The organism is Clostridium sp. DJ247 (assembly GCF_014231265.1).
In genome coordinates, this window is record NZ_JABAIW010000041.1 from 1 (window position 1) to 26,103 (window position 26,103).

At 29.5% G+C, this 26,103-nt stretch carries 31 protein-coding genes and 2 pseudogenes; 20 read left to right on the plus strand and 13 right to left on the minus strand.

What is annotated here, in order from left to right:
- Positions 1–111 precede the first annotated feature (111 nt).
- The gene (locus tag HGI79_RS15600) at positions 112–1,806 is read right to left on the minus strand and encodes a methyl-accepting chemotaxis protein (protein WP_185651624.1); all 1,695 of its coding nucleotides are present in this window, start codon (positions 1,804–1,806) and stop codon (positions 112–114) included.
- A 243-nt stretch (positions 1,807–2,049) separates the two neighbouring features.
- Here HGI79_RS15600 and HGI79_RS15605 point away from each other — a divergent pair.
- Positions 2,050–2,223, plus strand: a pseudogene (locus HGI79_RS15605) (HoxN/HupN/NixA family nickel/cobalt transporter); the annotation flags it as partial.
- 369 nt (positions 2,224–2,592) lie between these two features.
- On the opposite strand, the gene HGI79_RS15610 reads toward HGI79_RS15605, so the two are convergent.
- The 3 genes from HGI79_RS15610 to HGI79_RS15620 form a co-directional block, all read right to left on the minus strand.
- The gene (locus HGI79_RS15610) at positions 2,593–3,984 is read right to left on the minus strand and encodes a HAMP domain-containing sensor histidine kinase (RefSeq protein ID WP_185651625.1); all 1,392 of its coding nucleotides are present in this window, start codon (positions 3,982–3,984) and stop codon (positions 2,593–2,595) included.
- Entirely contained in the window at positions 3,985–4,683 is a 699-nt protein-coding gene (locus tag HGI79_RS15615) for a response regulator transcription factor (RefSeq protein WP_185651626.1), read from the minus strand. It abuts the gene before it with no gap.
- Between the two features lie 155 nt (positions 4,684–4,838).
- Positions 4,839–5,072, minus strand: coding sequence for an SHOCT domain-containing protein (locus tag HGI79_RS15620; protein ID WP_185651627.1), 234 nt, complete (start codon positions 5,070–5,072; stop codon positions 4,839–4,841).
- Positions 5,073–5,327: 255 nt separating this feature from the next.
- On the opposite strand from HGI79_RS15620, the pseudogene HGI79_RS15625 reads away from it, so the two are divergent.
- The 3 genes and pseudogenes from HGI79_RS15625 to HGI79_RS15635 all read left to right on the plus strand — a co-directional run.
- Positions 5,328–5,753, plus strand: a pseudogene (locus HGI79_RS15625) (Ni/Fe hydrogenase); the annotation flags it as partial.
- Positions 5,754–5,823: 70 nt separating this feature from the next.
- On the plus strand, positions 5,824–6,288 hold the full coding sequence (locus HGI79_RS15630) for a hydrogenase maturation protease (RefSeq protein WP_185651629.1): 465 nt from the start codon (positions 5,824–5,826) through the stop codon (positions 6,286–6,288).
- Position 6,289: 1 nt separating this feature from the next.
- Positions 6,290–6,721, plus strand: coding sequence for a cytochrome b5 domain-containing protein (locus HGI79_RS15635; protein WP_241428234.1), 432 nt, complete (start codon positions 6,290–6,292; stop codon positions 6,719–6,721).
- A 90-nt stretch (positions 6,722–6,811) separates the two neighbouring features.
- On the opposite strand, the gene HGI79_RS15640 is transcribed toward HGI79_RS15635, so the two are convergent.
- Positions 6,812–7,450, minus strand: a complete 639-nt coding sequence (locus HGI79_RS15640) for a histidine phosphatase family protein (RefSeq protein ID WP_185651630.1) — start codon at positions 7,448–7,450, stop codon at positions 6,812–6,814.
- A gap of 231 nt (positions 7,451–7,681) precedes the next feature.
- Here HGI79_RS15640 and HGI79_RS15645 point away from each other — a divergent pair, with 231 nt between their 5' ends.
- Genes HGI79_RS15645 through HGI79_RS15655 form a run of 3 tightly spaced genes read left to right on the plus strand, consistent with a single transcriptional unit; the run spans position 7,682 to position 8,634 of the window.
- Positions 7,682–7,927: a Fur family transcriptional regulator gene (locus HGI79_RS15645; protein ID WP_395939552.1), complete on the plus strand. Its 246-nt coding sequence runs from the start codon at positions 7,682–7,684 to the stop codon at positions 7,925–7,927.
- Positions 7,897–8,346, plus strand: a complete 450-nt coding sequence (locus HGI79_RS15650) for a DUF134 domain-containing protein (RefSeq protein WP_185651631.1) — start codon at positions 7,897–7,899, stop codon at positions 8,344–8,346. The genes HGI79_RS15645 and HGI79_RS15650 overlap by 31 nt, the downstream gene beginning before the upstream one ends.
- A 42-nt stretch (positions 8,347–8,388) precedes the next feature.
- Complete coding sequence (locus tag HGI79_RS15655; RefSeq protein WP_185651632.1) at positions 8,389–8,634, plus strand: hypothetical protein; 246 nt, start codon at positions 8,389–8,391, stop codon at positions 8,632–8,634.
- Positions 8,635–9,042: 408 nt separating this feature from the next.
- On the opposite strand, the gene HGI79_RS15660 is transcribed toward HGI79_RS15655, so the two are convergent.
- From HGI79_RS15660 to HGI79_RS15675, 4 genes are all read right to left on the minus strand, one after another.
- Positions 9,043–9,387, minus strand: a complete 345-nt coding sequence (locus HGI79_RS15660; RefSeq protein WP_185651633.1) for a NifB/NifX family molybdenum-iron cluster-binding protein — start codon at positions 9,385–9,387, stop codon at positions 9,043–9,045.
- Between the two features lie 548 nt (positions 9,388–9,935).
- Positions 9,936–10,334 carry an SHOCT domain-containing protein gene (locus HGI79_RS15665; protein ID WP_185651634.1) on the minus strand — a complete coding sequence of 133 codons (399 nt, stop codon included), beginning with the start codon at positions 10,332–10,334 and terminating at the stop codon, positions 9,936–9,938.
- 4 nt (positions 10,335–10,338) lie between these two features.
- Complete coding sequence (locus HGI79_RS15670) at positions 10,339–12,135, minus strand: ATP-binding protein (protein WP_185651635.1); 1,797 nt, start codon at positions 12,133–12,135, stop codon at positions 10,339–10,341.
- A complete protein-coding gene (locus HGI79_RS15675) occupies positions 12,128–12,820 on the minus strand; it encodes a response regulator transcription factor (RefSeq protein WP_185651636.1) in 693 nt (230 codons plus the stop codon). The genes HGI79_RS15670 and HGI79_RS15675 overlap by 8 nt, the downstream gene beginning before the upstream one ends.
- A gap of 235 nt (positions 12,821–13,055) precedes the next feature.
- On the opposite strand from HGI79_RS15675, the gene HGI79_RS15680 reads away from it, so the two are divergent.
- The 4 genes from HGI79_RS15680 to HGI79_RS15690 all read left to right on the plus strand — a co-directional run bounded on the left by HGI79_RS15680 (position 13,056) and on the right by HGI79_RS15690 (position 14,723).
- Entirely contained in the window at positions 13,056–13,556 is a 501-nt protein-coding gene (locus HGI79_RS15680) for a hypothetical protein (RefSeq protein WP_185651637.1), read from the plus strand.
- A 130-nt stretch (positions 13,557–13,686) separates the two neighbouring features.
- Positions 13,687–14,025, plus strand: a complete 339-nt coding sequence (locus HGI79_RS22890) for a bifunctional 2-polyprenyl-6-hydroxyphenol methylase/3-demethylubiquinol 3-O-methyltransferase UbiG (RefSeq protein ID WP_241428235.1) — start codon at positions 13,687–13,689, stop codon at positions 14,023–14,025.
- Between the two features lie 86 nt (positions 14,026–14,111).
- Entirely contained in the window at positions 14,112–14,246 is a 135-nt protein-coding gene (locus HGI79_RS23330) for a hypothetical protein (RefSeq protein ID WP_278046721.1), read from the plus strand.
- A gap of 195 nt (positions 14,247–14,441) precedes the next feature.
- On the plus strand, positions 14,442–14,723 hold the full coding sequence (locus HGI79_RS15690) for a helix-turn-helix transcriptional regulator (protein ID WP_185651638.1): 282 nt from the start codon (positions 14,442–14,444) through the stop codon (positions 14,721–14,723).
- A gap of 204 nt (positions 14,724–14,927) precedes the next feature.
- Here the strand turns inward: HGI79_RS15690 and HGI79_RS15695 are convergent, their stop codons facing one another.
- Positions 14,928–15,497, minus strand: coding sequence for a chorismate pyruvate-lyase family protein (locus HGI79_RS15695; protein ID WP_185651639.1), 570 nt, complete (start codon positions 15,495–15,497; stop codon positions 14,928–14,930).
- Positions 15,498–15,925: 428 nt separating this feature from the next.
- Here HGI79_RS15695 and HGI79_RS15700 point away from each other — a divergent pair, with 428 nt between their 5' ends.
- The 5 genes from HGI79_RS15700 to HGI79_RS23335 all read left to right on the plus strand — a co-directional run bounded on the left by HGI79_RS15700 (position 15,926) and on the right by HGI79_RS23335 (position 20,011).
- The gene (locus HGI79_RS15700) at positions 15,926–16,246 is read left to right on the plus strand and encodes a rhodanese-like domain-containing protein (RefSeq protein ID WP_185651640.1); all 321 of its coding nucleotides are present in this window, start codon (positions 15,926–15,928) and stop codon (positions 16,244–16,246) included.
- 115 nt (positions 16,247–16,361) lie between these two features.
- On the plus strand, positions 16,362–16,718 hold the full coding sequence (locus tag HGI79_RS15705) for a C-GCAxxG-C-C family (seleno)protein (protein WP_185651641.1): 357 nt from the start codon (positions 16,362–16,364) through the stop codon (positions 16,716–16,718).
- Between the two features lie 103 nt (positions 16,719–16,821).
- Positions 16,822–17,109, plus strand: a complete 288-nt coding sequence (locus HGI79_RS15710) for a helix-turn-helix transcriptional regulator (RefSeq protein ID WP_185651666.1) — start codon at positions 16,822–16,824, stop codon at positions 17,107–17,109.
- 31 nt (positions 17,110–17,140) lie between these two features.
- Positions 17,141–19,672: a CoA-disulfide reductase gene (locus HGI79_RS15715; RefSeq protein ID WP_185651642.1), complete on the plus strand. Its 2,532-nt coding sequence runs from the start codon at positions 17,141–17,143 to the stop codon at positions 19,670–19,672.
- A gap of 204 nt (positions 19,673–19,876) precedes the next feature.
- Positions 19,877–20,011 carry a hypothetical protein gene (locus HGI79_RS23335; RefSeq protein ID WP_278046722.1) on the plus strand — a complete coding sequence of 45 codons (135 nt, stop codon included), beginning with the start codon at positions 19,877–19,879 and terminating at the stop codon, positions 20,009–20,011.
- Between the two features lie 23 nt (positions 20,012–20,034).
- Here the strand turns inward: HGI79_RS23335 and HGI79_RS15720 are convergent, their stop codons facing one another.
- Positions 20,035–20,622 carry a hypothetical protein gene (locus HGI79_RS15720; protein ID WP_185651643.1) on the minus strand — a complete coding sequence of 196 codons (588 nt, stop codon included), beginning with the start codon at positions 20,620–20,622 and terminating at the stop codon, positions 20,035–20,037.
- Between the two features lie 146 nt (positions 20,623–20,768).
- Positions 20,769–20,933 carry a hypothetical protein gene (locus HGI79_RS15725; protein WP_207725795.1) on the minus strand — a complete coding sequence of 55 codons (165 nt, stop codon included), beginning with the start codon at positions 20,931–20,933 and terminating at the stop codon, positions 20,769–20,771.
- 22 nt (positions 20,934–20,955) lie between these two features.
- Between HGI79_RS15725 and HGI79_RS23340 the strand changes: the two genes are divergently transcribed.
- On the plus strand, positions 20,956–21,087 hold the full coding sequence (locus tag HGI79_RS23340; protein WP_278046723.1) for a hypothetical protein: 132 nt from the start codon (positions 20,956–20,958) through the stop codon (positions 21,085–21,087).
- Positions 21,088–21,574: 487 nt separating this feature from the next.
- Here HGI79_RS23340 and HGI79_RS15730 read toward each other — a convergent pair whose 3' ends face one another.
- Positions 21,575–22,018, minus strand: coding sequence for a hypothetical protein (locus tag HGI79_RS15730; RefSeq protein ID WP_185651644.1), 444 nt, complete (start codon positions 22,016–22,018; stop codon positions 21,575–21,577).
- A 205-nt stretch (positions 22,019–22,223) separates the two neighbouring features.
- On the opposite strand from HGI79_RS15730, the gene HGI79_RS15735 reads away from it, so the two are divergent.
- The 3 genes from HGI79_RS15735 to HGI79_RS15745 all read left to right on the plus strand — a co-directional run bounded on the left by HGI79_RS15735 (position 22,224) and on the right by HGI79_RS15745 (position 25,969).
- Positions 22,224–22,976, plus strand: a complete 753-nt coding sequence (locus HGI79_RS15735; protein WP_185651645.1) for a DeoR/GlpR family DNA-binding transcription regulator — start codon at positions 22,224–22,226, stop codon at positions 22,974–22,976.
- The gene (pfkB, locus tag HGI79_RS15740) at positions 22,973–23,884 is read left to right on the plus strand and encodes a 1-phosphofructokinase (protein WP_185651646.1); all 912 of its coding nucleotides are present in this window, start codon (positions 22,973–22,975) and stop codon (positions 23,882–23,884) included. The genes HGI79_RS15735 and pfkB overlap by 4 nt, the downstream gene beginning before the upstream one ends.
- A 195-nt stretch (positions 23,885–24,079) precedes the next feature.
- Positions 24,080–25,969, plus strand: a complete 1,890-nt coding sequence (locus tag HGI79_RS15745; RefSeq protein WP_185651647.1) for a PTS fructose transporter subunit IIABC — start codon at positions 24,080–24,082, stop codon at positions 25,967–25,969.
- Positions 25,970–26,103: the final 134 nt, after the last annotated feature.

The window sequence follows — 26,103 nt, forward strand, 5'->3', positions numbered from 1 at the left end:
GGAAGAAATCCTCATAGTAATTTCCAAATAAGTTTCAACCTATCTATTATATTTTACACAAACCTATGTGCGTTCTCATGTAACCATTAACTTCTTTTGCTTTTATAGTATTTATATTTTAAAATATCCCACCATATCGTTTAAACTATCTGTCATAGAAGACAATTCTTCAGAAGTAGAAGAAATTTCTTCTATGACTGCTATTTGTGACTCTATGCTAGCGGTTATTTCCTGAGATGCAGAACCAACATTATGAGCATTCGTAACAATATTCTTCATCGTTTTAGCTATTTTTTTCGTTGATATTGCTTGATTAGAAGCTTGTTTAGTTATTGAATTTATTCTTTCTAATAACATATTTGTATTTCTTATAACAAGATTAATATGATCAGCAGTTTCTTTAGAAACAGTACTTCCTTCTTTAACTTTAGTTTCAGCTATATTTATAGTACTTACAGCAATTTCTGTTTTATTTCGTACTTCTAAAATCATACTTTCAATTTTGCTAGCAGCAGAAGCACTTTCTTCAGCAAGTTTTCTAACCTGCTCAGCTACTACAGAGAAGCCTTTTCCGTGTTCGCCTGCTCTAGCAGCTTCAATGGCTGCATTTAAAGCTAGCATATTAGTTTGGGTTGCTATATTTCCAATCATTGATGTAATGTCTTCAATTTTTTTAGACAATACATCCAATTCATTAATAGAAAACTTTACTTCTCCAGCCGCCTTTTCAATATCAATCATTGAATGTATAGCTATATCTACAGAGTCTTTGCCTTTCTCTGCGTATTGTTTTAAAGTAAATGATTCGATTTTTGCTTCACTAGTAAGTATAGACACTTCATTTGAACTTTCAGATATATTTTGAATACTTGTATCAATTTCTTCCACAGAAAAAACGGTGTTCTGTATACTATTAGAAATTTCTGAGATTTTTTGTCCTATTCCATTCATTACTTTATTTACATCTTCTATAGAAGCAGACAACTGTTCACTACCTGAGGTAACCTCTGTGGAAGTGGATTTAATTTGTGAGACTATATCTTTTAACTTTTCACCAGTATTATTTAAGGAATTTATTAATTCACCTAATTCGTCTTTCAATTTTAAATTCATATTATTTTTTAAGTTGCCTTCAGCTAATTCTTTAGCAAATTGTACACTTTTATTTAATGGATTTATAATTGAAGAAGACATTCTGATTGCTGCAGTTAAACTAATAATAGAAGCTATTATTATGAATCCAATAACTAGTTTAATGTCTCTATTATATATATTTATACTTTGTATATAACTATTTTTAGCCTCAGATAACTTATCTTTTGCTATTTCATCTGTAATTTTTTCAATATCTTGAAACTTTGTATCAGCTTCTTTGGTTAGGGTAAGAGCTTCTGCGTTGTTTCCATTAATACTTGTATTAATTATATTCATCTCAAGTTTTTGTATTTCAGTTATCCTATTTATTAAGTCATCGATTTTTCTAAAATCATCTTGATGAACTATGTTCTTAAGGTTATTTAGATTTCCTATAATACCACTAGAATAGAATTCTTCTAAATGCATGGAATGTTCTTTTTTTTCTTCTATAGTAGATGCTAATAACACATTTTTTTCTGCATTTTGAACTCTAACTATGTAATATTCGGCTTCTTTTATATAATTAATGCCATTTAACTGCTCAGAATATATATGTTCTACATTGTAGTTTATTTCTTTCATTTCATAGAGTCCTATGATGCCAAGTGTGATAAGTAAAATTAAAATAAGACTAAAGCCTAATAATAGTCTTTTCCTGATACTCTTCATTAATAATCTCTCCTTTAAAATATAGTTATTATTTTTATATTCATTAATTATACGGAATAATTATGAAGGAAATATGTGGATTAAGTTAATATTGTAATAAAATTTATTCTATTTTGAATACCACAGGTTATACCTGTGGTTCTAAAAGGCTTCTAGCTATGAGTAGAAAAATAATACCTCCAATGTAATATGGAAGTAGTTTGCCCACCACAATCAACAAAGGAGGTATATCTAATATTATAGCGTGGTTTTATTTCGCGTTTTTTGGGATCATTTTATCACTTCATTAATAAGAGTTTGCATGTATATCCTCTTGTTTTTTTATTCGGTTTAGGGTTTGATACTGCTTTCGAAGTAGCACTTTTAGCTATTTCAGCAAATGTAGCTACTCAAGCTGTTCCATTTTGTAATGTTCTCAAACCTTATTTTCCTAAGCTTGTAAGTTATAATAGATTTGTTGAATTGATGCAAGAAGCATTAATTCAACAAATCTATTATACATGACAAAGTTTAGAACTGGCAAGTGTACAGGAATTTCCTATGGATTCTTTAAGGTTTAAGACACCTAGGATGTATAGTCCTATAACGATAATAGAAGATCCCATAAGCTTTCGTATAAAACTAAATAGTAGTATAGAAGCTCTTTGTATATTTATTTTAAAAATAAGTATTAACACACCATAAAGTAAAAATATCATTAACTTACCCAGTGTATACTAAAGTGTGTTTTTATTATGGTCAGTGTAGTTGTAATGATTATTAAGACAAACCCCATCTAAATTAAGTTTATTTAAAAACTATTGATTTAGGCAGGTTTATTGTAAAAGTACTTCCTTCACCTAATGTACTTTCAACATATATTTTACCGCCATGAGCTTCTACTAGTGTTTTAGTAATAGTAAGTCCTATACCAGAACCACCTGTATTTTTATTTCGTGAAATATCTGTTCTATAAAATCTTTCAAAAATATAAGGTAGATCTTTTTCAGGAATACCTATTCCATTATCTTCTACTTCAATTATAATGGTGTCTTTTTCATCTATAAGTGAAACTTTAACTACACCATCTTTATTTAAGTATTTATAAGAATTGGAAAGTAAGTTATGCATTATTTGTTTTAATTTATCTTTATCCATTAGTACAAATATATTTGGATTGATGTTAGGTATTATTTTATAATTAGCTTTAGAATATAGAGGTTCAAAGGAGTCTAAGATTTTTTGTAGTTCTATTGATAAATTAAATTTTGTTTTATTTAGATTTTGGTTAGCTTGTTCTACTTTTGCTAGATTCTGTAGATTTTCTACTAACTTTGTGAGTCGTTCTATTTCATCATAAAAACTTTCAAGCCTTTTCTGGGTAGGCTCCCATATTCCATCTAATAAAGCTTCCACGTGAGTTTTAAGTGTTGAAAGGGGAGTTCGAATTTCGTGAGCCATATCAGAGGTTAATCTTTTTCTGAGATCTTCCTGCTTTTGAAGAGTTTCAGCCAAATAATTTATTGATGTAGAAAGTTCGTGGATTTCTTTGATGCTAGAAAGAGTATTAGAGCGAACTTCAAGGTTTCCATTTTTCATTTCATTTGCTACATTAGTAATTTTAACTATGGGTGATGAAAGTTGTCTTGACAAAATAAAACCAATGCTTAACCCAAAAATTAGTGCTATAAAGGCTGATAACACAAAGGAGTGATTTAGTGTCATTTCAAAAGTTAGAGCATCTTTAGTGAAATATGAGGTACCAAAGTATCCAATAATTATATTGCCAACATTTTTATTATCCTTTACTAATGGATGTGTTTCTTCCGTATAGTCACCCAAATTCATTCCAGAGGAATTATGCATCATTGATCCCATCATTTTTGTATGCTGCAAATGAGAGTTACCAGAATTAAAGATAACTTTTCCATTTACATCCTTGACTTCTATAAAAAGTTCTTCTAAGATTGCATATCTTAATATTTCACTTTTACTAGAATCTGAGAAATTATTTTTACTATTATATAAATCCTCAATTAGATTTGTAACTTTATTTACCTTTGCTTTATGCTCGTCAACTAAATAGGTATTAAATTTTTTTTCAATCATATAATTTGATATAAAGCTGGCTATAATTAAGGAACCTATAACAGATAAAAGAAAACCTAGAGATAGCTTTTTCATTAGAGATAACTTCATTTAACTCCCTCCAAACTTATAGCCCATACCATATACAGTAATAATATATTTAGGTTCCTTTGGGTTATCCTCAATTTTTTGTCTAATATTCTTTATATGAGAATCTATAGTTCTATCAAAACCCTCATAATCTATTCCAAAAGCATTTTCAACTAAGTGTTCTCTTGAAAATATCTGACCAGGATTAGTTAATAAAGAGGTTAAAATTTTAAATTCATTAGTAGTTAAATTAACTTTGTCTCCACGTTTCTTAACTTCCATTTTTCTAATATCCACCTCTAAGTCGCCATTATTAAAAATTAAATGCTCTGCAAGAGGACTAGTATCTCTATAGGTTCTTCTAATTAGAGCTTTAACTCTACCTACTAATTCGCGAGCACTAAATGGTTTAGTTAAATAATCATCTGCTCCGATGGCGAATCCTTCAATCTTATTGTCTTCTTCAGTTTTGGCTGTGAGCATAATAATAGGAACATCAGAAACAGCTCTAATTTTACTGCAAACATCCTCACCAGAAATTTTAGGCAACATTAAGTCTAAAATAACTAAGTGAATAGTTTCTTTATTAAATATTGATAGTGCTGTTTCTCCATCCTCAGCAGTTACCACTTTATAGCCTTCTTTTTTAAGGTAAGCTTCTACTACCTCCAAGATCTTTAGCTCATCATCAACTACTAGTATTTGTTTTATATTATTCATAATCCCACCTCATGTACGATAATAAGACTTAATTATAAAGAATTTTTGATTTATAGATTTTCGTCTTAATTGTATTATTTACAAGCTTATTCAATGTATATTATACTTTATATAACATAGGTTATCCACTAGATGAAAAAACTAGAGAATAATCTCTAGTTTTTTTCAGTAATAAAGTTTTTTCTCTTAATATATTCTTCTTCACTAATTTCTCCTTTTGCAAATTTTTCATCTAGTATTTTTATAGCATTATTTGATGATGAAATATAGTTTTTTATTAACTTTATACCTAAAACAATTAAAACCACAAATAGTAACATTCTTATACCCATCATTAAAAATCCCCAAGTACCTAAACCATAATTGTAAAATCCATAACCGCAAAACATGTGAAAATCCCTCCTTTTCATGGTAATCTAGTTTTATTTAAGATAATATTCGTTTTCCAAAGATATATAAAGAGTTAATATCGCTTTATGTTCTTAGTTTAATTATAGAATTAAATTATGGAGGAAATATGGAGAAAACAAATAAGCTTAATATTTGTAAAAGATTATTTACATACAAAGATATTCAGTCATATTAAATAAATATTAATTATATAATTAATATAGAGAATTGAGAATAAAGGCAGTGATATATAGATGACTTTAGAGAACAGAATAGTGTGTCCGCTTACCATAACTAAAGAATGTAATTCTAAAGTATTGACACAGGAAGCTATAGGATTAATTAAAGATAGACAGGTAAAAAAATTAAATGCTATATGGCTTGAAGTAACTGGGTGTTCAGGAAACATTATGTCTTTTTTAAATAGTGAAAATCCTGGACTTAATTACATTCTAACGGAATTAGTTAACTTAACGTATAATAATACCCTAATGACTTCAGAGGGAGATTTTGCTTTTGAAGGATTTCTAAATACCCTAAATACTGAGTTTATATTATTGGTAGATGGAGCAGTGTCTACTAGTGAAAATGGTTTTTATAATATTGTAGATACGTTAATAAACCGTGAAGTTATAAAACTGCCAGGTTATCCTTGTCATCCGGATTGGGTAGTAGGAACATTTACCATTAATCCTATCACGAGAATAAGTGGTTTTTTAGAAACTAAAGTAGAAGTGGAAGAAAACATATATGAAGGTTAAGGCTATTGCAATAGGGAATACCCTGATGGAAGACGATGGTATTGGTATTGCTGTAGCAGAAAAAATAAAAGAAGAACTTATAAATAATAATGTGGAAGTTATAATTGGGGAAACGGATTTTCAATACTGTATTTCTTTAATAGAAGATGGAGATTTTATATTTGTGGTAGATGCTGCTTATTACGGCAAAAATCCAGGAGAAATAACAATTGGCACTTTAGAAAACTATAAATATGAAAAAAATTATTTCACTCAACATAGTTATAGTGCAATAGATTTAATAAAGCTATATTATAAGTCTGTAAAGGGATATATTATTGGAATTGAAGTAAATAGTGTTAGTTTTAAATTAGGACTTAGCAAAGAATTAGAAAGTAAAATTCATATAATATCAAAAGAAGTGTTAGAAAATATTCTTTTATTATTAACCTCTAAAAATAAGGAGGAAGAGTAAATTGGATTTTGAGTTGATGCAGAAGCTTTTTAGTATTCAGGAAAAAATAACTTACTATACTGAAAATATGATGATTGTAGCATGTCCATATATTAAAAATTATTATGGATGTTTAATAAAAAATGAAATAAAAGAAGCAAAAGAATTAATAAGTATAGTATGTAAAGAAAAAATGAATAACAATAGATTGAGAGAAATTCAAAAGCAGTTTACTTTAGAAGAATTATCAAAATATGATGGTTCTAGTGGAGCACCTGCGTATGTGGCTGTTGATGGAATAGTATATGATGTAAGTTTAGCTCCAGGTTGGGGTGGAGGAACTCATTTTAGTTTATATGCAGGAAAAGATTTAACAAATCAATTTAAAGCCTGCCATAATGGAATTATAAAAATATTAGAGAGTCTACCAAAAGTAGGACAACTAAAGGCTTGATAGCAAAAAAAATTAAATATAAGTGATTAAAAGTCAATTTGGCTTTTAACCACTTAATTTTTTTCTTGTAGGAACTGAGACAGAGTTAATTTATACATATGATTTAATAATATAATTATTAGGCAGATGGCTTGTATCATTTATCTTAACGATAGTTGGATTTAAGTCAAGGTCAAAATCTATTTCACAAATTGCAGTATTTCCTAAGTTGATTTTATGATACATTGTCATGTCCCATTCAAAAAGTCCAATTAACCCTGCTTTTATTATTCCACCATGAGCTACTATTAATATTTTCTTTTCCTTATGTCTAGCTACAATTTCAGTTATAGCATTTTTAGCTCTTCTACTTGCGTTTTTTAGACTTAAATCTCCACCACACATAGGAGCTTCAACTTTATCATTTCTCCAATCATTAAATTCTTCTGGAAAATTATTTGATATTTCTTTTATGGTTAGACCTTCCCATTCACCAAAATTTATTTCTCTTAATTCATTCACTATAATAGGCCTAATTTCTTTATTAGCAGCAATAACTTCTGCTGTTTGCATTGCTCTTTTTAAGGGGCTTGTATATATGTAATCAAAATTGTCATTAAATTTTTTAGACAGATATTGAGCTTGTACAACACCTTCCTCCGATAAGTTTATATCTTTGCATCCTTGAAACTTACCCAATCTATTCCATTCAGTTTCACCATGTCTTACTAAAAATACTTTGGTTTTCATTTTTTTATCTCCTATACTTAAATCATTTTTTATTATATTTTCATGTGAAAATTAGTTGTATTTACAGTTAATATTAATCTGTTTACAAATTTAAGTCAATATTTATAATTGGCATTTGACAATAACCATAAATAGGAGTAAGATGAAAATGGCAAATGCCAATATGTATATAGGAGATGATTTAAGGTATTTACTCAATTAGGTATAACTAAGGAAATTAATATAAATGGAATAAGTTATTATGAATTAAAAATATATAGCAAAAAACCTCTGCATATTCATTTTAAATGTATTAATTGTAATAGTATAATAGACATAGAGGATAGTAATATTAATTTAGAGTACATTAGAATAAATAACTATATAGAAAAAACTAAAAATCTTGATATTAACGATATAAATATTATTTTAGTTGGACTATGTAGTAAATGCAGGGAGGATAAAAAATGCCAAGACCAATCAAGTGTAGAAGAGTAGAAAACTTACCAGAATATACATACTTTATACCAGCAGGTAGAAGAAAATGTGAAATAGAGGATATAACAATAAAGGTTGAAGAGCTTGAAGCAATGAGGCTTAAAGATATTGAAGAATTAAATCAAGAAGAATGTGCCGAAAGAATGCATGTTTCAAGACAAACCTTTCAAAACATAATAGATAGTGCAAGAAAAAAGATTGCAACTGCTATTATAGAAGGAAAAGCAATAAATATAAGTGGTGGAAACTATACAAGAAATGTTTGCCAATTTAAATGTATAACTTGTGGTAATATATATGAAATAAAATATGAAGAAGATAGAAATATTTGTCCGTCATGTGGGTCAAGTGATGTGATGTGTAGCAAAAAAAGTAGTTTTTGTCACAAAATGTGTAATAGGCATAGTGAAAAGGATTAGTAGTTACATATAACTTTCTATACCAGGAGGAATTAAATCACTGTGAAAATAACAACTTTGATAGAAAATAATTCTTATGATAATTCTTTTTTATATAATGAACATGGGTTATCTTTTTATATTCAAGTTGATAATATAAATATTATTTTTGATACAGGTCAATTAATAGGTGTTTCTCATTGTACTGGGGAAAAAGCTGTTGAAAAATTAAAATATGTGTTTAGAGACAGATTTATATATAATAATACAGGACAAATAACTAAATTTAGTGAAGATTTGCTAACGTAAAGGTGAAAGATTTAACTTCACTACGCTTGTTAAAAGTGAAGGGTTTTACTAAGTAAAAAGTTATTGATCAGCTTATATGGTAGCAAGCTCCAAACTTAACTTATACGTAGGAATATCTTGACAAAACTGAATATACATTTAAAAACTTTTTAATCAGTCTTAGTGAAGTGTTTTAGAAAATCTTAGAACCTTATATATGTTTGAGTGCAGCGAGTTTATATAAGGTTCTTAGTTTATATGAAACTCATCTTCCTTACGTCAGATGAGTAAGCGATTCGCACAAAATCACAGATTTTGGCTCTCTGCTTAAAACACGAACTTTAGACTGATTAAAAGTTTTTAACGTGTTGAAGTTTGTCAACATATTCTGGAGTATAAGTTAAGTTTTCACTGTGGAACCCTATAAGCTTAACAATCATGGTGATTACAGATTACATTTTTTGTTTTTAAACTATTATTTAGGTAAGCATTGATAACATCTCTATATTTTCCAGAGGTTCCTCTTAGTACTTTAAGGCCTTTTTCTTCCAAAGCTGTCAGTGCACCCATACCTATTCCACCTACAATTACAATAGTTACAGAATTTCTAACTAATAAATCTGCCAAGCCTTCATGCTCATGAGCAAGAGAAGAAGTAGATAATTCTTCAATAGTTTCTATATTATTATCATTAATTGATGCAACAATAAAGGTTTTACTTTTTCCGTAATGTTGATTTACTATATCTCCGTCAATTGGAATTGCTATTTTCATAAAACATTCCTCCATAAACATTTCTCAATAAATTTAATTATTATTTTTGTTTTCAATTCATATTATAATAAAACCAGGCATTATTGTCAAATGCCAATAATATTTTAAGTCATTATTCGATGACTTTCCAGAATTTATGTGATTTGTTAATGGGAGAATCTATACTAAAGAAAACAAATATTTCCTTTTTGTTGTTTGTTTATTATGAGAAATGGTGAAATCCATGAGATAGGAACTGCTGAAGAAATATTTAACTATCCTAAATCAGAATTTGTAGCTGATTTTATTTGATACTACTCCATAAAAGGCATCCATAAGGCAAAGATACTTACAGAAGAATCTATCATATAATATACAACCCACCATAGTAATTAATAATAGTATAGAACCAATTAAAAATTCACTTATAAGAGTGGAGATTCCTTCACTTACATGTCCATAAGCAGCCCAAGGGTCGGTCATATGATTGTATAGTAATAAAAACAAGAATAGTTGCTAATATTATATAGCGAAGGTTTTTAACTAATTTATTTTTTTAAATAACTTTGTTACTTATTATATTTTTCATAATCATTATAAGACAGCACTCCTTTTGCTAAATTTTCACGTATTGATGAATTAATAGTTTCATTTTCAATAACTTTTTTAAGCTTAAATAATTCTGTAATATCTATTTCACATTTAGCATATCTTTCAAGAATCAATAATGAGTAAGGATTCAAATACTCATATTCTTCAATAATAGCTTTACGTTCAATGTAGTTATCATAGTTAAGGAGACCTTCAGCATATTTTTCCTTTAAAGTATCTAAAACTTTAATGAAATATATATTAGGTGGAGCTTTATATTTTAATGCAAAGTAAATAATGATGGCCATTACTAGTACTATTAAAGTCATAATATAGGGGCTATAAAAACCTAGACCCCAGTGGAAGTTGTGTCTCATAGCTTTACTCCTTTAAACTTTTTATAATTGGTAAGTTAATTTTTATAGTTGTACCCTTATTTAATTTACTATGAATTGAAAAGTCACCCTTTAACAGTTCAATTAACTTTTTGGCTATTGAAATGCCTAAACCTGTACCAGTGTTTGATGAACTTCTTGAGCTATCTTCTTTATAAAATCTTTCTCCTAAATGTTCAATATTACATGAATCTATGCCAATACCTTTATCAATGATGAAGATTTGTATAGAATCATTGGCTAGGGTTGATTTAATTTTGATTTCACTGCTAGAAGGTGAAAATTTAATAGCGTTATCTAAGAATATTAGAAATAGCTGTTTTAATTTATCATAGTCACTAAATAAAGGTGGCAGATTGTTATCTGAATCAAGGACTAAATTGATATTTTTATTTATAACCAAAGGCTTTATGGTTCTAGATATATCCTTAATCAGTAAGTTTGTATCAACTTTAGAGAAATTAGCCTGAACTTTACCGGATTCTAATTTGCTAAGCTCTAGTAAATCTCTTACCATTCTTTCAAGTCGATTAGTCTCCTTCAAGAGTGTTGAACAGCTTTCAGGAACATCTGAAGGAGAAATGATACCATCAATTATAGACTCCAAGTTTCCTTTCATTATGGTAAGTGGTGTTCTAAATTCATGAGATACATTTGACACAAAATCCTTTCTCATCTGCTCTACAGCTTCCTTTTCACTTATATCCTGTATAAGGATTACGATACCTATAACTTTATCTGAGGTTATACTGATTGGTGATAAGGAGAAATTAAGTGTTTTATTATGAAGTTTTTTTGATACACATTCTTTTCTGTTACTAGCCATTGAGGATTTTATAAAGCTTTCCAAATCTAAATCTTTTAAAATAGTTTTAATATCAATATTTACTTCCTTTAGGTCACAGGATAAAAGTCTTACAGCTGAGGTATTAATATTTATTATGTCAAGGTTAGTATCCAAAGCAATAATACCATCTCCAAGGCTGGTCATAATATTACTAAGCTTTGTTTTTTCTTGAGTAAGCTGATCAATTGTATGTCTAAGTTTTAGTGACATTAAGTCAAAAGAAGAGGCGAGTTCACCAACTTCATCTTTAAGATAAATATTTGTTTTAATGCCATAGTTACCTCGTGCCATTTCAAGTGCTGAAGAGTTTATTTTTTTTATTGGTTTTGATATGCTTTTAGAAAAATAATATGCCATAAAGCCGGCAATAAATACTTCTCCAATAAGAGCTAAAATTAAATATAAAAAGAAGTTATCCATGGAATTTGAAAGATCAGTAATAGATGAATGTAAAAGCACCACGCCAATTGTTTTATTACTGTTATCCTTAATAGGTACAGATATTGTCATCATTTCTTTTTCATAGTATGGGTTTAATAATTCATCTGAGCTTTCAATACCTATTAGTCCGTTACTTATAAGAGTATTATAGGTTTTTTCTACATTTGAATTATTAATGGCAACAACCATATTATTTTCATTTTTAGAGATAGCTAAGAGTTTCTTTTCTGAGTTAACTATCCATATCTTTGAATTTGAGAAGGAATCAATAATATTTAAAATATTATTGGTATCTTCTGCAGTAGTTTTTCTCTGAAGTAGGGGAGAGATAATATATGAAACCTCATGAGCATGTTTTTTCATATTATTTCTTTTAACTTCATATATATTATTTTTAAATATGCTCAAAGCGATGATACCGATTAAAAGTGTTGAAATTACAACTATAGTTAAGAAACCAAAAGTAAGCTTTAAAGTAATACTTTTTTTAAACATCCTTCACCTCAAATTTATATCCCAATCCCCAAATAGTTTTAATATCCCAATAATACTCTCCATTTAAGTTAAGTTTTGCTCTTATTCTTTTAATGTGAGTATCAACAGTTCTTGGATCTCCAAAATAGTCTACTCCCCAAATGTTATCTAATAGAGAATCTCTAGAAAAAATTGTGTTAGGTGAACTGGAAAGTAGCCACAATACCTCAATTTCTTTTTTGGTTAAATTAATAAATTTATTTTCAAGCTTTACTGAATAGTTGGTTATGTCTATTTCAAGGGGAGGATAGTTTATTACAGTAGGTAAAGATTTTTCTAAGGGCTGTATTCTACGAAGAACTGCTTTTATTCTTGCAACTACTTCACCAGAACTAAAAGGCTTTACAATATAGTCATCTGCACCATTATCTAAGGATAATATTTTATCAGCATCTTCGCTTTTAGCAGTAATCATTATTATTGGAGTATTTGATTGTTGTCTAATAAATTTACAGACTTCCATGCCATCCAGTAATGGCATCATAATATCAAGTAAAATAAGTTGAGGGTTATGGGCTTTAAATTTATGTAATGCCTCTTTTCCGTTCAAAGCAGTAATAATACTAAAACCCTCTTTTTCAATATAAGGCTTAAGAATTTTAATGATTTCAATATTGTCATCTGCTATTAAAATACTTTTATCCATATTATCACCTTCCTCTTTTAAGCAATTTTATTATAGCATTCCTGTTATTTAAAAATGTGAAATAATTGTGGACTTTATATAGTTTTTGAATAATGCATCTGGAAAAAATAACATTAAATTATAAATTCTATTTTTACAAATATAACACAATTAGGACACTTTTTTGTACTAAATATGTTTTATTATAGTACTGTATCCAAGAGGTACTAAATAAAATATATTGGAGGAATAAAAAATGAGAAAGAAAAAATTAATAATAGCTTTAACAATGACTATTGCAGTAGGTATTGGTGCAACAGCATATGCAAGTACAGGATCAACTAATGGTGCTAATGGAATTAATAGTACTTATCAAAGGGCTGGACTTGGAAGAGCTACAGCTATGAGAGGTTATGATTATGTGGAGTCAATCTTAAAAAATAACCTTGGTATGACAGAAAAAGAAATAACAAATGGACTTAATTCAGGAAAGACAATGTATGATTTAGCAAAGGAAAAAGGCATGACAGAAGAACAGTTTAAAGCAGCATTACTTGATGAGAGAAACAAGGCCATTGATAAGGCAGTTGCAGATGGAAAGATAACTAAGGAAGAAGCCCAGGCTATAAAAGTAACATTAAAGAATAATTTAGAAAATTGTACTGGTATTCATGGTGAAAGACAGGGGAATAGGGGAAGAGGAAACGGAATGGGAAAAGGATGTAATGGATTAGGTAATGGTTATACTAAAAATTAAAATTAAATACTGTTAAATAATACCTGAAGATGATAGAGTATATATAGAGACAGTTTTTAAATTGTCTCTATTAATTTTTATATGTGGATTTCATGAATACTAATATATTTTAAATAGGAGATTGATTAAAATGCATAAATTTGATATTAGAAACTTAGAAAAATTAGATAATCCAAAAAGAAGACAGAGTATGCCGCCAGAAGAAACTTTAAAAAAGTTTAAAATAGGGTATAAAGGTACATTACTTGATATAGGTTGTGGTATAGGCTATTTTACTATACCAGCTGCAAAAATTATTACTAATGGAAATGTAATTGGCGTAGATATAATGACAGAAATTCTTGATATTGCAAGACAAAAAGCAGGAGATATATCAAATATAGAATTTAAAAATAGTGAAGAATATTCTTTCCCAGAGAAGATAGCTTTATTAATTACGTTCTTGTATGTAATGTTGTTCATGAAATAGAGGATAAAGTAAGATTTTTTAATGAAATAAAAAGAGTACTAGTAGATGAAGGATGTATTTATATAATCGATTGGGAGAAAAAAGAGATGGAGAATGGACCTTCTGTAAATGAGAGAGTATCGAAAGAAGAAGTGATAAGCCTATCTAAATCATTAGGCTTTACATTTTTAGAAGAAGTAGATATTAATACTGAACATTATGGATTAATATTTAAAGCTTAATGAAAAAGCTCTGTTTTGGCAAAAATGCTAAATACAGAGCTTTTATTTAAACTAATTTTATGTTGACATTAATAAATAAAAAAGTATTATGGTAATATAAATATTTAATAAATTTCTAATATGCTTATATAATCCATAGTCGAATTAAAACTATATTTCACATTTTACTATCTTATTTGTGCAGGAGGTGTATAAATGCTAGATAAAGCAAAAGAAATATCTGAATTATTAAAGGTATTATCTAATGAAAATCGATTAATGATAGTATGTCATTTAATAGATAAGCCAATGACTGTAAGTGAACTTCATGAAAAATTGAATCATCTAACTCAATCGGCCTTATCACAGCATTTGTCTATATTAAAGGCCCATAAAATATTGAATTCTAATAAAAGTGGATTAACAATTACTTATTCAATACAAGATGATAGAATTGTTGAGCTAATTGAAACATTAAAAGCAAACTATTGTAATTAAAATAAAGCTATAACAATCACATTTTTTCAAAACAGTACCAGTTCTCATGCTCATTGTTTAAATGAAGTTAAGGAAAGGATTGAACTTTTAAGAAAATAAGAAACTTAAAGAATAATTAGTTACATTAAGAGGTAAGCTATACTTAAAAGCATAGCTTACTTTGAAGATATATTTTTAAGTTTATATGATTTTGGTACATTTAATTCAAAGAATATCATTCTTTATAAAATACTTGAGTATTGTTTTATAATGGAATACTTCACAGATATAAAACCAACACTCTCCATTCCTATTAATAGTATATTTTTTTACTGGATATATTCCATGCTCTAATTCATATGGAGCAAATAAACTTTTTAGTTTGGTAGAATCCTCTGTTTTTCCAGAAATTAGGTTCCTTCTATAATCTATTTCATTAATTAATTTACCTAGTGGAATTTTTCCTTTTTTTAACTCTTTATGAAGACTTAAGTTTAACATGTTTTTCGGTACTATAACAACATTATTTGAAAGTACTTCTTCATTATAGTACAAGGAAGCAATCCGGAATAAGTACGGACCATCTCCTTTAAAATAATTAATACCTTCCTTTGGTAAATTATTATTTGAAACTAAATCCTGAATGTGAACATCTACAACTACTTTATCACCCACTAAGGTTTCGAGCAATCGAGTTGTTGAGCCATCATTAAATAGTATTATTTTAGCTAATTTTGTTTCAACAGCTTGTTTAAGGTGTGGGTAGTCTAATGTAATGTCATTATTGATAATCATAAAATACTTCCCCCTATAATCTTTAAGTTTCTTTAGTACATTCACTTATTTTTAAATTTTAATTACATAATTCTATATTTAAATATAGATATCACTTGTTTTATCTATGGTTTTTATTTTCTAAGTTACCATATTTTAATATAAATGTAAATAAAGAATATAAAGTGATATTAATTGATGTTTTTTATATTTATTACTATTCTTATTTAAATATAGTTGTCAACTTAACATATTATTTAGTGAAATTTTAAATAAAGGAGTATAGTTTGAGGAAAATACTACAAGGTTAAAATTATAACTGGGGTTAAGAGAAAAAAGTGTTGACAAAATTGGGACTAGAGAATAATATAAGTATATAAGAAGTTGCTAATATACTTATTCAACTTGTATTAAGAAAATAACTATTTGTTCAAATTGGAGGGGATATTATGTTTTCGCTTTTTAATAGAAATAAATTTAGCTCAATAAATGTTAATAATTTAGATGGGTTAATTGGAAAGATAAATCTAATAGATATCAGAGAATCTTATGAATACACCAGAGGGCATTTACCAACTGCTAAAAATATTCCAATGAATTTAATCTTAACGGAAAGTGAGAGATATCTAGATAAATCAAAGGAGTATCACATCATATGCCAGTCAGGTGGAAGAAGCTCAAGAGCTTGTAGTGAGCTAACATCAAAAGGTTACAAGGTAGTGGATGTAATAGGTGGTACAGGTTCCTATGTACGTCCTTTAGAAAGATAACAAAGAAAAAGATAAAGTATTCAATGTAATAAAGTATATGACGGAGCATTGTATATAGAGAGATTTTAAAGAAATATTAATATTAAAATAAATATACATTTAGGAGGAAAAGAAAATGACAAAGCCATCAGAATATCATAAACAGGGATTTACATGTGGGGAAGCTATTATAAAATCCTACAATGAACAGCATAATACTAATATACCAATAAGCCTTGGTAGCAGCATGGGTGCTGGATTTACTATAGGAAGTTTCTGTGGAGCTGTGGGAGCGGCAGCAATAATAATAGGTTCATTGAAGGGAAGAGAAAACAGTGATGAGGTAAATGATGCTAGAAAATATACAAAACAGTTAATGGAAGCTGTTAAAGAAAAGTATGGAACAGAAATTTGTAGAGACTTAAAGAAAAATGGTGTTAGTTGTGCTGAAATTATAGAATATACCTATGAAAGCTTAAATAAGATACTTTAAGTACAAATAAATGAATTATATAAAAATTTTCACCTTTTAAATCGTTATATCGTAATATATAAATATAAAGATTATACGTAAACTTTGAAAGAAGGGGAAAATCATAGATAAGAATTTTGCTAAATATAATGAAACTGCTGAAATCCTTAAAGTATTAGCACATCCAGTAAGAATTTGTATAGTCAAAGGTCTGTTGGATAAAGGAGAATGCAACGTTAGCCATATGCAGACATGTTTAGATGCTCCTCAGTCAACCATATCTCAGCATCTGCAAAAACTCAGAACTGCAGGAATAATTGAGGGTAGAAGGAATGGTCTTGAAATATATTACAGCGTTTGTAACGAAAAAGTTGCTGCATTAATTAAATTGTTTTTAGGTGAAGAAGAATAAATAATTTAATAATTATTTGGAGGTATTGTTTATGAAGAAAATATTAATAGTTGGTGGAGTAGCTGGTGGGGCATCTGCTGCTGCAAGGCTTAGAAGACTTGATGAAAATGCAGAAATAATAATGTTTGAAAAAGGACAGTATATATCTTTTGCAAATTGTGGCTTACCTTACTATATAGGAGAAACTATAAAGGAAAGAGAAAAGTTATTAGTACAAACGCCTGAGGCTATGAATGAAAGGTTTAAAATTGATGTTAGAGTAAACAGCGAAGTAATATCAGTAGATACTAAAAATAAAAAAGTAAAAGTTAATAGTAAAGATAGAGGAGAGTATGAGGAGAACTATGACTATTTAATTTTATCACCTGGAGCAGCCCCAATTAAGCCTCCTATAGAAGGAATACAAAGTGATAAAATATTCACACTAAGAAATGTACCTGACACTGATAAAATAAAAGCTTATGTGGATAACAGAAATACAAAAAATGCAGTTGTTATAGGTGGAGGATATATAGGTGTTGAAATGGCAGAGAACCTTAGAGAGAGAGGTTTAAATGTAGCCTTAGTTGAAGCAGCACCGCATATATTAGCACCATTTGATTCAGATATGGTAACTTTTGCAGAAAAGGAATTGGAAGATAACGGTGTAGGTCTTGTTTTAAATGACGGGGTTAAGGCGTTTAAAGAAGAAGGAAATGGATTGAACGTAATACTGAATAGTGGAAAGTGCTTATATGCAGATATAGTTATACTTGCTATAGGGGTAAAGCCAGATACAACATTTTTAAAAGAGTCAAGAATAAAATTTGGCCCTAAAGGTCATATAATAGTAAATGACAAAATGCAGACTAATATAGAAGGTGTATATGCTGTAGGAGACGCTGTGGAGGTTGTTGACTTTGTAAATGGAAGTAAAACAGCTATTGCACTAGCTGGACCAGCAAATAAACAAGGAAGAATTGCAGCAGACAATGTATGTGGATTAAATTCAACTTATAAAGGAACCATGGGAACAGCTATTATAAAAGTATTTGGTTTAACAGGTGCAAGTACAGGTAATAATGAAAGAACTTTAAAAGCTAAGAATATACCATATAAAGTTATATATGTTCACCCTAACTCAAGTGCAGGGTATTATCCAGGTGGAGCACCTATGTCAATAAAGCTTATTTTCAATGATGAAGGCAAGATACTTGGAGCTCAAGCCTTTGGATATGTTGGTGTAGATAAGAGAATAGACGATATAGCAGTTACTATGAGACTTGGTGGAACAATTTATGATTTAACAGAGCTAGAACTTGCATATGCACCACCTTATTCTTCAGCAAAGGATCCTGTAAATATGGCTGGATTTGTTGCTGAAAATGTTCTGACTGGTAAGGAAGAAGTTATACTACCAGAATATATAGATAACAGAGACAAGAATAAAACTCAACTGGTAGATGTAAGAACTGATTTAGAATATAATAATGGTCATATAGAGGATGCTGTAAATATTTCTGTAGATGCTTTAAGAAATAGGCTAAATGAATTTGATAAAGGCAAAGAAATATTAATATATTGTCAAGTTGGTCTTAGAGGATATATAGCTTCTAGAATTTTAGAGGCAAATGGTTTTAAAGTAAAAAACCTAACTGGTGGATACAAAACTTATACTATGACTAAGTTTAAACCAAGAGATGTTGTAATGAATAAAAGCAATAATGGTGGTTCTATGGATTTAAGAGGCCATAAAAGTAGTGTAAGTTTAGAAAGTAATACTAACGAATATAAAGAAGCTGCTGAAGAGTACAAAAAGGGAAGTTTTGATAAAAATCTAGACGCTTGTGGATTATGTTGTCCAGGACCCCTAATGCAGGTTAATGCTGCTATACAAGATATAAAAGAAGGAGAAGTTTTAAAGGTTACAGCATCAGACCAAGGCTTCTATGAGGATGTAAGATCTTGGTGTAAAAGGACAGATAACGAATTACTAAATAGGGAAAAGGATAAAGGTAACATTATTGCTTTCATAAGAAAAGGGAAAAAGAAAGCAATAGCATTCAATAACTCTGCTTCAAATGATATTTCTAATTTTGTTACAACTTCACCAAAAGATAACAAAACATTAGTTGTATTTAGTGGAGATCTAGATAAAGCAATGGCCTCATTTATAATAGCTAATGGAGCAGCTGCTATGGGAAAAAAAGTTACAATGTTTTTTACCTTCTGGGGGCTTAATATTTTAAGAAATCATGATAAAGTTAGTGTTTCAAAGGGATTCATGGATAAGATGTTTGGATTCATGATGCCGAGAGGAGCTAAAAAATTAAAGCTTTCTAAAATGAATATGCTTGGAATGGGTACAAAAATGATGCAAATGGTAATGAAGAACAAAAACGTTTCTTCACTAGATGAGTTAATCCAAGCAGCTATTGATAGCGGAATAGAAATAGTTGCATGTCAAATGAGTATGGACGTAATGGGACTTAAGCAAGAAGAGCTAATAGATGGAGTTAAAATTGGAGGGGTAGGATACTATCTAGGGGAAGCAGAAGATTCTAATGTTAATTTATTTATATAAAGTAAAGGGTCTTCTCGAAACACACTTTTATTGAAGCATTAATTAATAATCTTTCATAATTAAAGATAAACACTATCAGTTTATTGAAGTTGAATAAACTGATAGTGTTTGCATTATAGGGATATTTTTTATCTAATAATATTGATTATTAGATAAAAAATGTGTATTATATATCTATAGAGAAATCATTAAGAGGTGAGAAAAATGAACAACAGTTTTTTTACTTTAACAGTTATAAATTATTTATTGGCTATAATAGGTCCAATTGGAGTATTTTTGATAACACAATATATATCAAAAAAAATAGATAAGAAGCTTCTAAAAATAAAATCCAAATAAATAAAAAGCATTAGTTATAGAGCCTAACTTTCATTACTTTTTCGTATTAACTTAAAATTTGTAAACTTCAAATGTAATGCGGAAATCAAAGATCCTAATGCATTAAAAATAAGATCTAGATTTGTATCCACTAAGTTGGTTTGTGCACGAACTTTAGGCTTAATTGTAATATCTATTATAAACTCAGCAATTTCAAAAAATGTTCCTAGACTAATACCAAGTAAAAAAATAAAAAGAAATTCTTTATACTTTAAATTTAATTCTGTATGCATTATCTGATTAATCAGTGCATAAATAAATAGTGTTATTGCATAGGTGCCCAAAATATGAAGAATCTTATCATATATATAGGACTTAACATAGAAATCAAGAGCTTCGCCAATAAGAGTGTGACATAATATTGAAAAATAAGTCACTGCTTTAATATAGTTATGAATGTATAACTGATATTTAAATTCAATATAAGTATAAATCAAGAAAACAAAAGTAACGAAAAGTATTTCTAAAATATAGTCATGCTTCTTTAAAACAATCAAAAATACAGTGGTTAAAACTTGAATTATAAAAAAACATATGGTTAGGCTAATGTTTATAATATTATGCTTTTTCAATTATAAAACTCCCTTTCATAATTTAATTTAACCTAAAAACAGGTTTTTTATGTAAGAAATATATTAAGCTTTTATAAAATTGAATAAACCCTATATAGTAAGCAAATTTACTATATAGGGTTCTTTTTTGAATAACTCATTCTAAACTATTCATAACAAATAAATGTATCTACTTTTCTTAAATCTATCTCAAACTTAATCCAATTCTGAGAATTCCACCTCCAGCCAGCCGCATGTCCTCCACCAATGAATGAAATCCAAGCCCAAAAATTTATACCATCCCTAAACCATATATAAATTAATTTATGCATACATGTTTTTAAACTGTCTGCATTGATTGTTAATCCTGACACATCTATAAAGTTTTTAGCTTGGGATTTTGGTGGAATAAAAGCTGGTGGAGTTTTAGATGGAACACTTGATTGTAATGTACCACTAACATCACCTACAGGTGACCAACATTGAGAGCCTCAACGATAACAGTAAATCAAAGGTAAATCACACCTCCTTTTAGATAACCATGCCCGAAATTTAACTTATACGACCAGACATATTACCATATTTCGTCACGTTAAATATTTTTAATTAGTCTAAAGCTCCAATTTAAGCAGAGAGCCAAAATCTGTGATTTTGTGCGAATCGGTTAAGCAGACATACAAAATCTGTGATTTTGATATGGTCGCTTACTCTGTGAGTACTCACCTGACGAAAGGAAGATGAGTTTCATAATAATATAAAAGAACTTTGATAAACTCGCTATGCTCAAACATATCTAAAGTTCTAAGATTTTTTATCAAATTTTCGCTAAGACTAATAAAAAAATATTTAAATGTGACTTCAACATTGGTAATATACCCCTACGTATAAGTTAAATTTAAGCTGTGGATATCTATATAATAATTAATAGGCAGTTGATGAATAGTATTTTAGTACTGTTTAGAGTTAAATAGATTTACGGGGCTGGGGTATAACAAGCTACACCCTCGATATTTCTAATGTCCAGCGTAAGTGGAGTCCATGTATTAGAATTCCATATCCATCCATAAATGGTGTTTCCGGAAATATAGCTTACCCATGACCAAAATTCCGCTCCAGTTTTTAACCAAATATAAACATATTGAAATCTACATGTAGTAAGCTTTGCAGGAACAGTTTGAAATGAAGCAGGACCACCCTCGATAGACTGATATAAAGCATCTGTCTTGTTAGGTATAAATGGAGGCGGTGGACCAACTGGAGTAGGTGATGCTGATGTAGAACCTGGCGGTACTTGAGCCATTGCTGGTGTACCCTGAATTTGAGTTATTGGAATTACATAGGTTGAGCCTGGGTACATGGTTGAAGGAAATTGACGATAAAGAAAATTATAGGGACAAGCAAAATTGCAGAAAAACATTATTATACGCTCCTTAAAAAGATTACCATATATTATATGTTTTGCAGTGACAAAAGGTTAAATTATGCAAAATAATTATTTGTGATTGAAAATGGAATGTATATCGAATATTCGATTAATTTTGAAAGAAAACGATTGATTTCTGAATATTTATGTATTATAATGTTTACATAGAGAGATAAAACAAGCAAGAGGGTGATATCAATTGTTAACAGAAGAAAGACAAGCTTTGATATTAGACTACTTAAGAGAAAACGGTTTAGCAAAGATAAATGATTTAGTGGACATAACCAAATCATCAGAATCTACCATAAGACGTGATCTTACCTTCTTAGAAAGTATAAATGCTCTGAAGAGAATTCATGGAGGAGCAAAGATAACAAAGGGAAGACTTGAAGAATTAAGTTACCAAGAAAAAGAAGTACAAAATGTAGAAGAAAAGAGAGCCATAGCAAAGTATTGTGCATCTCTTATAGAAGAAGGAGACAGTATTTATTTAGATGCAGGAACATCCACCTTTGAGATGATTCAATATATTGATAAGGAAAGTATAATAGTAGTTACAAATGGATTGAAGCATATTAATGCTCTTATTGAACAAAATATAAACGCATATATTTTAGGCGGAAAAGTTAAGGCTACAACAAAAGCTGTTATAGGTTTAGACGCTCTTAAAAATTTGCAGAAGTTTAGATTTGATAAATGTTTTTTAGGTATTAACGGTGTACATTTTGAATATGGTTTTACAACACCTGATTCTGAGGAAGCTATACTTAAAGAAAGTGCTATCAAACACTCTCAGCAGACTTTTATCTTAGCAGATGAAAGTAAATTTGGGGAAGTTAGTTTTGTAAAAGTAGCAGAGTTAAATGAAGCTGTTATTGTAACAAACTCTGAAGTAGAACAGTATGAAGGTTATATTGAAAAAACTAAAGTAAAGGTTGTGACGAGGAAATGATATATACTATAACTTTTAATCCTTCTATTGATTATGTTATAAGAGTTGAAAATTTCAAGCCTGGAGAAGTAAATAGAGTAGCTGATGAAAATAAATATCCGGGTGGAAAAGGAATTAATGTTTCAAGAGTACTGAACAATCTTGGAGTAAAGAACAAAGCTTTGGGGTTTATTGGAGGGTTCACAGGTCAATTCATAAAGATTTCACTTGAAAATGAAGGAATAGATACTGATTTTATAGAGGTAGCTAGTGATACAAGAATAAATGTAAAACTTAAATCTAATGAAGAAACAGAAATAAATGGAGCAGGTCCTGCTATTAGTGAAAAGGATTTAGATAACTTATTTAATAAAATAGAATTATTAAATTCTGATGATTTCTTAGTTTTAGCTGGAAACGTACAAAAATCATTACCAACAAACATATATTCATTAATTCAAGAAAAGTGTTCTAGTAAAAAAGTAAAAATTATAGTAGATACTACTGGAGAAGCTTTGACTTCAACATTAAAATATAATCCATTTTTAATAAAACCTAATAACCACGAGTTAGGTGAAATATTTAATGTAGAACTCAAAACTAGAGAAGAAATAATACATTATGCTCAAAAGCTTAGAGAAATGGGAGCAGAAAATGTAGTAATTTCAATGGCTGGTGAAGGAGCACTTTTAATATGTGGTAAAGGTGTTTACCATGCATCACCAGCTAAGGGTACAGTGAAAAATTCAGTAGGAGCGGGAGATTCACTAATAGCTGGTTTCCTAGCAAAGTATTCTCAAACTTTAGATATTATTGAGGCTTTCAGATGGGGAGCTGCATCGGGAAGTGCCACTGCATTCTCAATGGATTTATGTAAAAAAGAAGATGTGGAAAAGTTGCTTCCACAAGTGAAGGTCACTGAAATATAAAATTTTCATTGAACAAAATATGATTTTACTTATAGTATACACTAAATATACGCTATAAAGGTTTATTTTAAATTAATTCTGTGTTAAATATATAAAATTATATTACAGCACATATCTAGTAGGTATGCTACCCCTAAGATAAATTCAGTAATAACATAATTAATAAAATCTATTAATAATTAAGGAGGAAAGTATATGAAAATAACAGAGTTATTGAAGAAAGATACTATTATACCCAATTTAAAGTCAAGCACAAAATCTGAAGTAATTGATGAATTAGTAAATAAGTTAGATAGTGCTGGTAGATTAAATGATAAGGAAGAATATAAAAAAGCAATATTAAAGAGAGAAGAGCAATTTTCTACAGGTATAGGTGATGGAATAGCTATTCCTCATGCTAAAACAGCTGCAGTTAAGACTCCGGCCTTAGCTTTTGGTTCTTCCGAGGAAGGTATAGATTATGATTCTTTAGATGGAAACAATGCACACATATTCTTTATGATAGCTGCTAGTGAAGGAGCACATAATGATCATCTAGATACGTTATCAAGATTATCTAGTATGCTTATGAATGAAAACTTTAGAAAAAATCTTATAAATGCAAAAGATGCAGATGAAATATTAAGTATAGTTGATAAAGAAGAAAAAGCATACTTAGAAGCACAAGAAGCTGAAAATAATGTAAGTACTGATGAAATTAAAGAATCTAAAGGTTTAGTGCTAGCTGTAACAGCGTGTCCAACAGGTATAGCTCATACATATATGGCAGCAGATGCACTAAAGAATAAAGCTAAGGAGCTAGGTATAGATGTTAAAGTAGAAACTAATGGTTCTACAGGAATAAAAAATAGGTTAACTGAAGATGAAATAGCAAAGGCTTCTGCCATAATAGTAGCAGCAGATAAACAAGTTGAAATGGCTAGATTTGAGGGAAAGAAAGTAATTCAAGTTCCTGTAGCTCATGCTATTAAGAAGTCTGAAGAACTGTTAAATAAAGGCATAGCTGGAGATGCACCAATTTATCATCATAGTGGTGGTAGAGATTCAGGGGAAGGCAAGAATGAAAGGACAGGGTTCTATAAACATCTTATGAGTGGTGTTTCAAATATGCTTCCTTTCGTAGTAGGGGGAGGAATACTAATAGCTATATCCTTTATGTTCGGTATTAAAGCCTTTGATCCTAAGGATCCAGCCTTTAGCCCAATTGCTAAGTTATTAATGGACATAGGTGGAGGTAATGCATTCTCACTAATGATACCTGTTCTTGCAGGATTCATAGGTTTGAGTATTGCTGATAGACCAGGATTTGCTCCAGCCATGGTTGGTGGACTTATAGCTGCTAATAATGGTGCTGGATTCTTAGGTGGATTAATTGCAGGTTTCTTGGGTGGTTATTCAATTGTGCTTCTTAAGAAAGTATTTGCTCCACTTCCAGAGTCTTTAGAAGGTATAAAGCCAGTACTTTTATATCCTCTATTTGGAATACTTATTACTGGTGCAATAATGTTCCTTGTTATAATAAACCCAGTTAAAGCTCTTAACACAGCGTTAACTGGATGGTTAAGCTCAATGGGTACAGCTAACAAAGTTATACTTGGTTTAGTACTAGGTGGAATGATGGCTATAGATATGGGTGGTCCAATAAACAAGGCTGCTTACACATTTGGTATTGCTATGATAAGTGGAGGAAACTTCTATCCACATGCTGCAATAATGGCAGGCGGTATGGTGCCACCACTAGGAATAGCTATTGCAACTACAATATTTAAGAATAGATTTACAGAACAAGAAAGAGATGCAGGTAAAACATGTTATATAATGGGTGCAAGTTTTATAACAGAAGGTGCTATACCTTTTGCTGCAGGAGACCCAGGCAGAGTAATACCTTCAGCAGTTGTAGGAGCAGCTATAGCTGGCGGACTTTCAATGGTATTCAATATAGGATTGCCTGCTCCTCACGGTGGACTGTTTGTAATTCCAATAGTTAAAGGAAATCCTCTACTTTATATTCTAGCTATCTTAATTGGTTCTTTCGTTACAGCTTTCATGTTAGGATTGCTAAAAAAACCAATAGAACAAAAATAAATTAAATTAAAAACAAGCAATGTGTGAATTTCACATTGCTTGTTTTTTTATCATATTCAATTAATAGTAATAACTTATATTGATGAATGATTTTGACTATTTATAAAAAAATTTGCCTTATTTTGAGTGATTTT

Coding starts and splice junctions, on each gene's coding strand:
- HGI79_RS15600 (WP_185651624.1), bottom strand. CDS start 1,806: ATGAAGAGTATCAGGAAAAGACTATTATTAGGCTTTAGTCTTATTTTA.
- HGI79_RS15610 (WP_185651625.1), bottom strand. CDS start 3,984: ATGAAGTTATCTCTAATGAAAAAGCTATCTCTAGGTTTTCTTTTATCT.
- HGI79_RS15615 (WP_185651626.1), bottom strand. CDS start 4,683: ATGAATAATATAAAACAAATACTAGTAGTTGATGATGAGCTAAAGATC.
- HGI79_RS15620 (WP_185651627.1), bottom strand. CDS start 5,072: ATGTTTTGCGGTTATGGATTTTACAATTATGGTTTAGGTACTTGGGGA.
- HGI79_RS15630 (WP_185651629.1), top strand. CDS start 5,824: ATGAAGGTTAAGGCTATTGCAATAGGGAATACCCTGATGGAAGACGAT.
- HGI79_RS15640 (WP_185651630.1), bottom strand. CDS start 7,450: ATGAAAACCAAAGTATTTTTAGTAAGACATGGTGAAACTGAATGGAAT.
- HGI79_RS15650 (WP_185651631.1), top strand. CDS start 7,897: ATGCCAAGACCAATCAAGTGTAGAAGAGTAGAAAACTTACCAGAATAT.
- HGI79_RS15660 (WP_185651633.1), bottom strand. CDS start 9,387: ATGAAAATAGCAATTCCAATTGACGGAGATATAGTAAATCAACATTAC.
- HGI79_RS15665 (WP_185651634.1), bottom strand. CDS start 10,334: ATGAGACACAACTTCCACTGGGGTCTAGGTTTTTATAGCCCCTATATT.
- HGI79_RS15670 (WP_185651635.1), bottom strand. CDS start 12,135: ATGTTTAAAAAAAGTATTACTTTAAAGCTTACTTTTGGTTTCTTAACT.
- HGI79_RS15675 (WP_185651636.1), bottom strand. CDS start 12,820: ATGGATAAAAGTATTTTAATAGCAGATGACAATATTGAAATCATTAAA.
- HGI79_RS15680 (WP_185651637.1), top strand. CDS start 13,056: ATGAGAAAGAAAAAATTAATAATAGCTTTAACAATGACTATTGCAGTA.
- HGI79_RS22890 (WP_241428235.1), top strand. CDS start 13,687: ATGCATAAATTTGATATTAGAAACTTAGAAAAATTAGATAATCCAAAA.
- HGI79_RS23330 (WP_278046721.1), top strand. CDS start 14,112: ATGGAGAATGGACCTTCTGTAAATGAGAGAGTATCGAAAGAAGAAGTG.
- HGI79_RS15690 (WP_185651638.1), top strand. CDS start 14,442: ATGCTAGATAAAGCAAAAGAAATATCTGAATTATTAAAGGTATTATCT.
- HGI79_RS15695 (WP_185651639.1), bottom strand. CDS start 15,497: ATGATTATCAATAATGACATTACATTAGACTACCCACACCTTAAACAA.
- HGI79_RS15700 (WP_185651640.1), top strand. CDS start 15,926: ATGTTTTCGCTTTTTAATAGAAATAAATTTAGCTCAATAAATGTTAAT.
- HGI79_RS15705 (WP_185651641.1), top strand. CDS start 16,362: ATGACAAAGCCATCAGAATATCATAAACAGGGATTTACATGTGGGGAA.
- HGI79_RS15715 (WP_185651642.1), top strand. CDS start 17,141: ATGAAGAAAATATTAATAGTTGGTGGAGTAGCTGGTGGGGCATCTGCT.
- HGI79_RS23335 (WP_278046722.1), top strand. CDS start 19,877: ATGAACAACAGTTTTTTTACTTTAACAGTTATAAATTATTTATTGGCT.
- HGI79_RS15725 (WP_207725795.1), bottom strand. CDS start 20,933: ATGCATAAATTAATTTATATATGGTTTAGGGATGGTATAAATTTTTGG.
- HGI79_RS15730 (WP_185651644.1), bottom strand. CDS start 22,018: ATGTTTTTCTGCAATTTTGCTTGTCCCTATAATTTTCTTTATCGTCAA.
- pfkB (WP_185651646.1), top strand. CDS start 22,973: ATGATATATACTATAACTTTTAATCCTTCTATTGATTATGTTATAAGA.
- HGI79_RS15745 (WP_185651647.1), top strand. CDS start 24,080: ATGAAAATAACAGAGTTATTGAAGAAAGATACTATTATACCCAATTTA.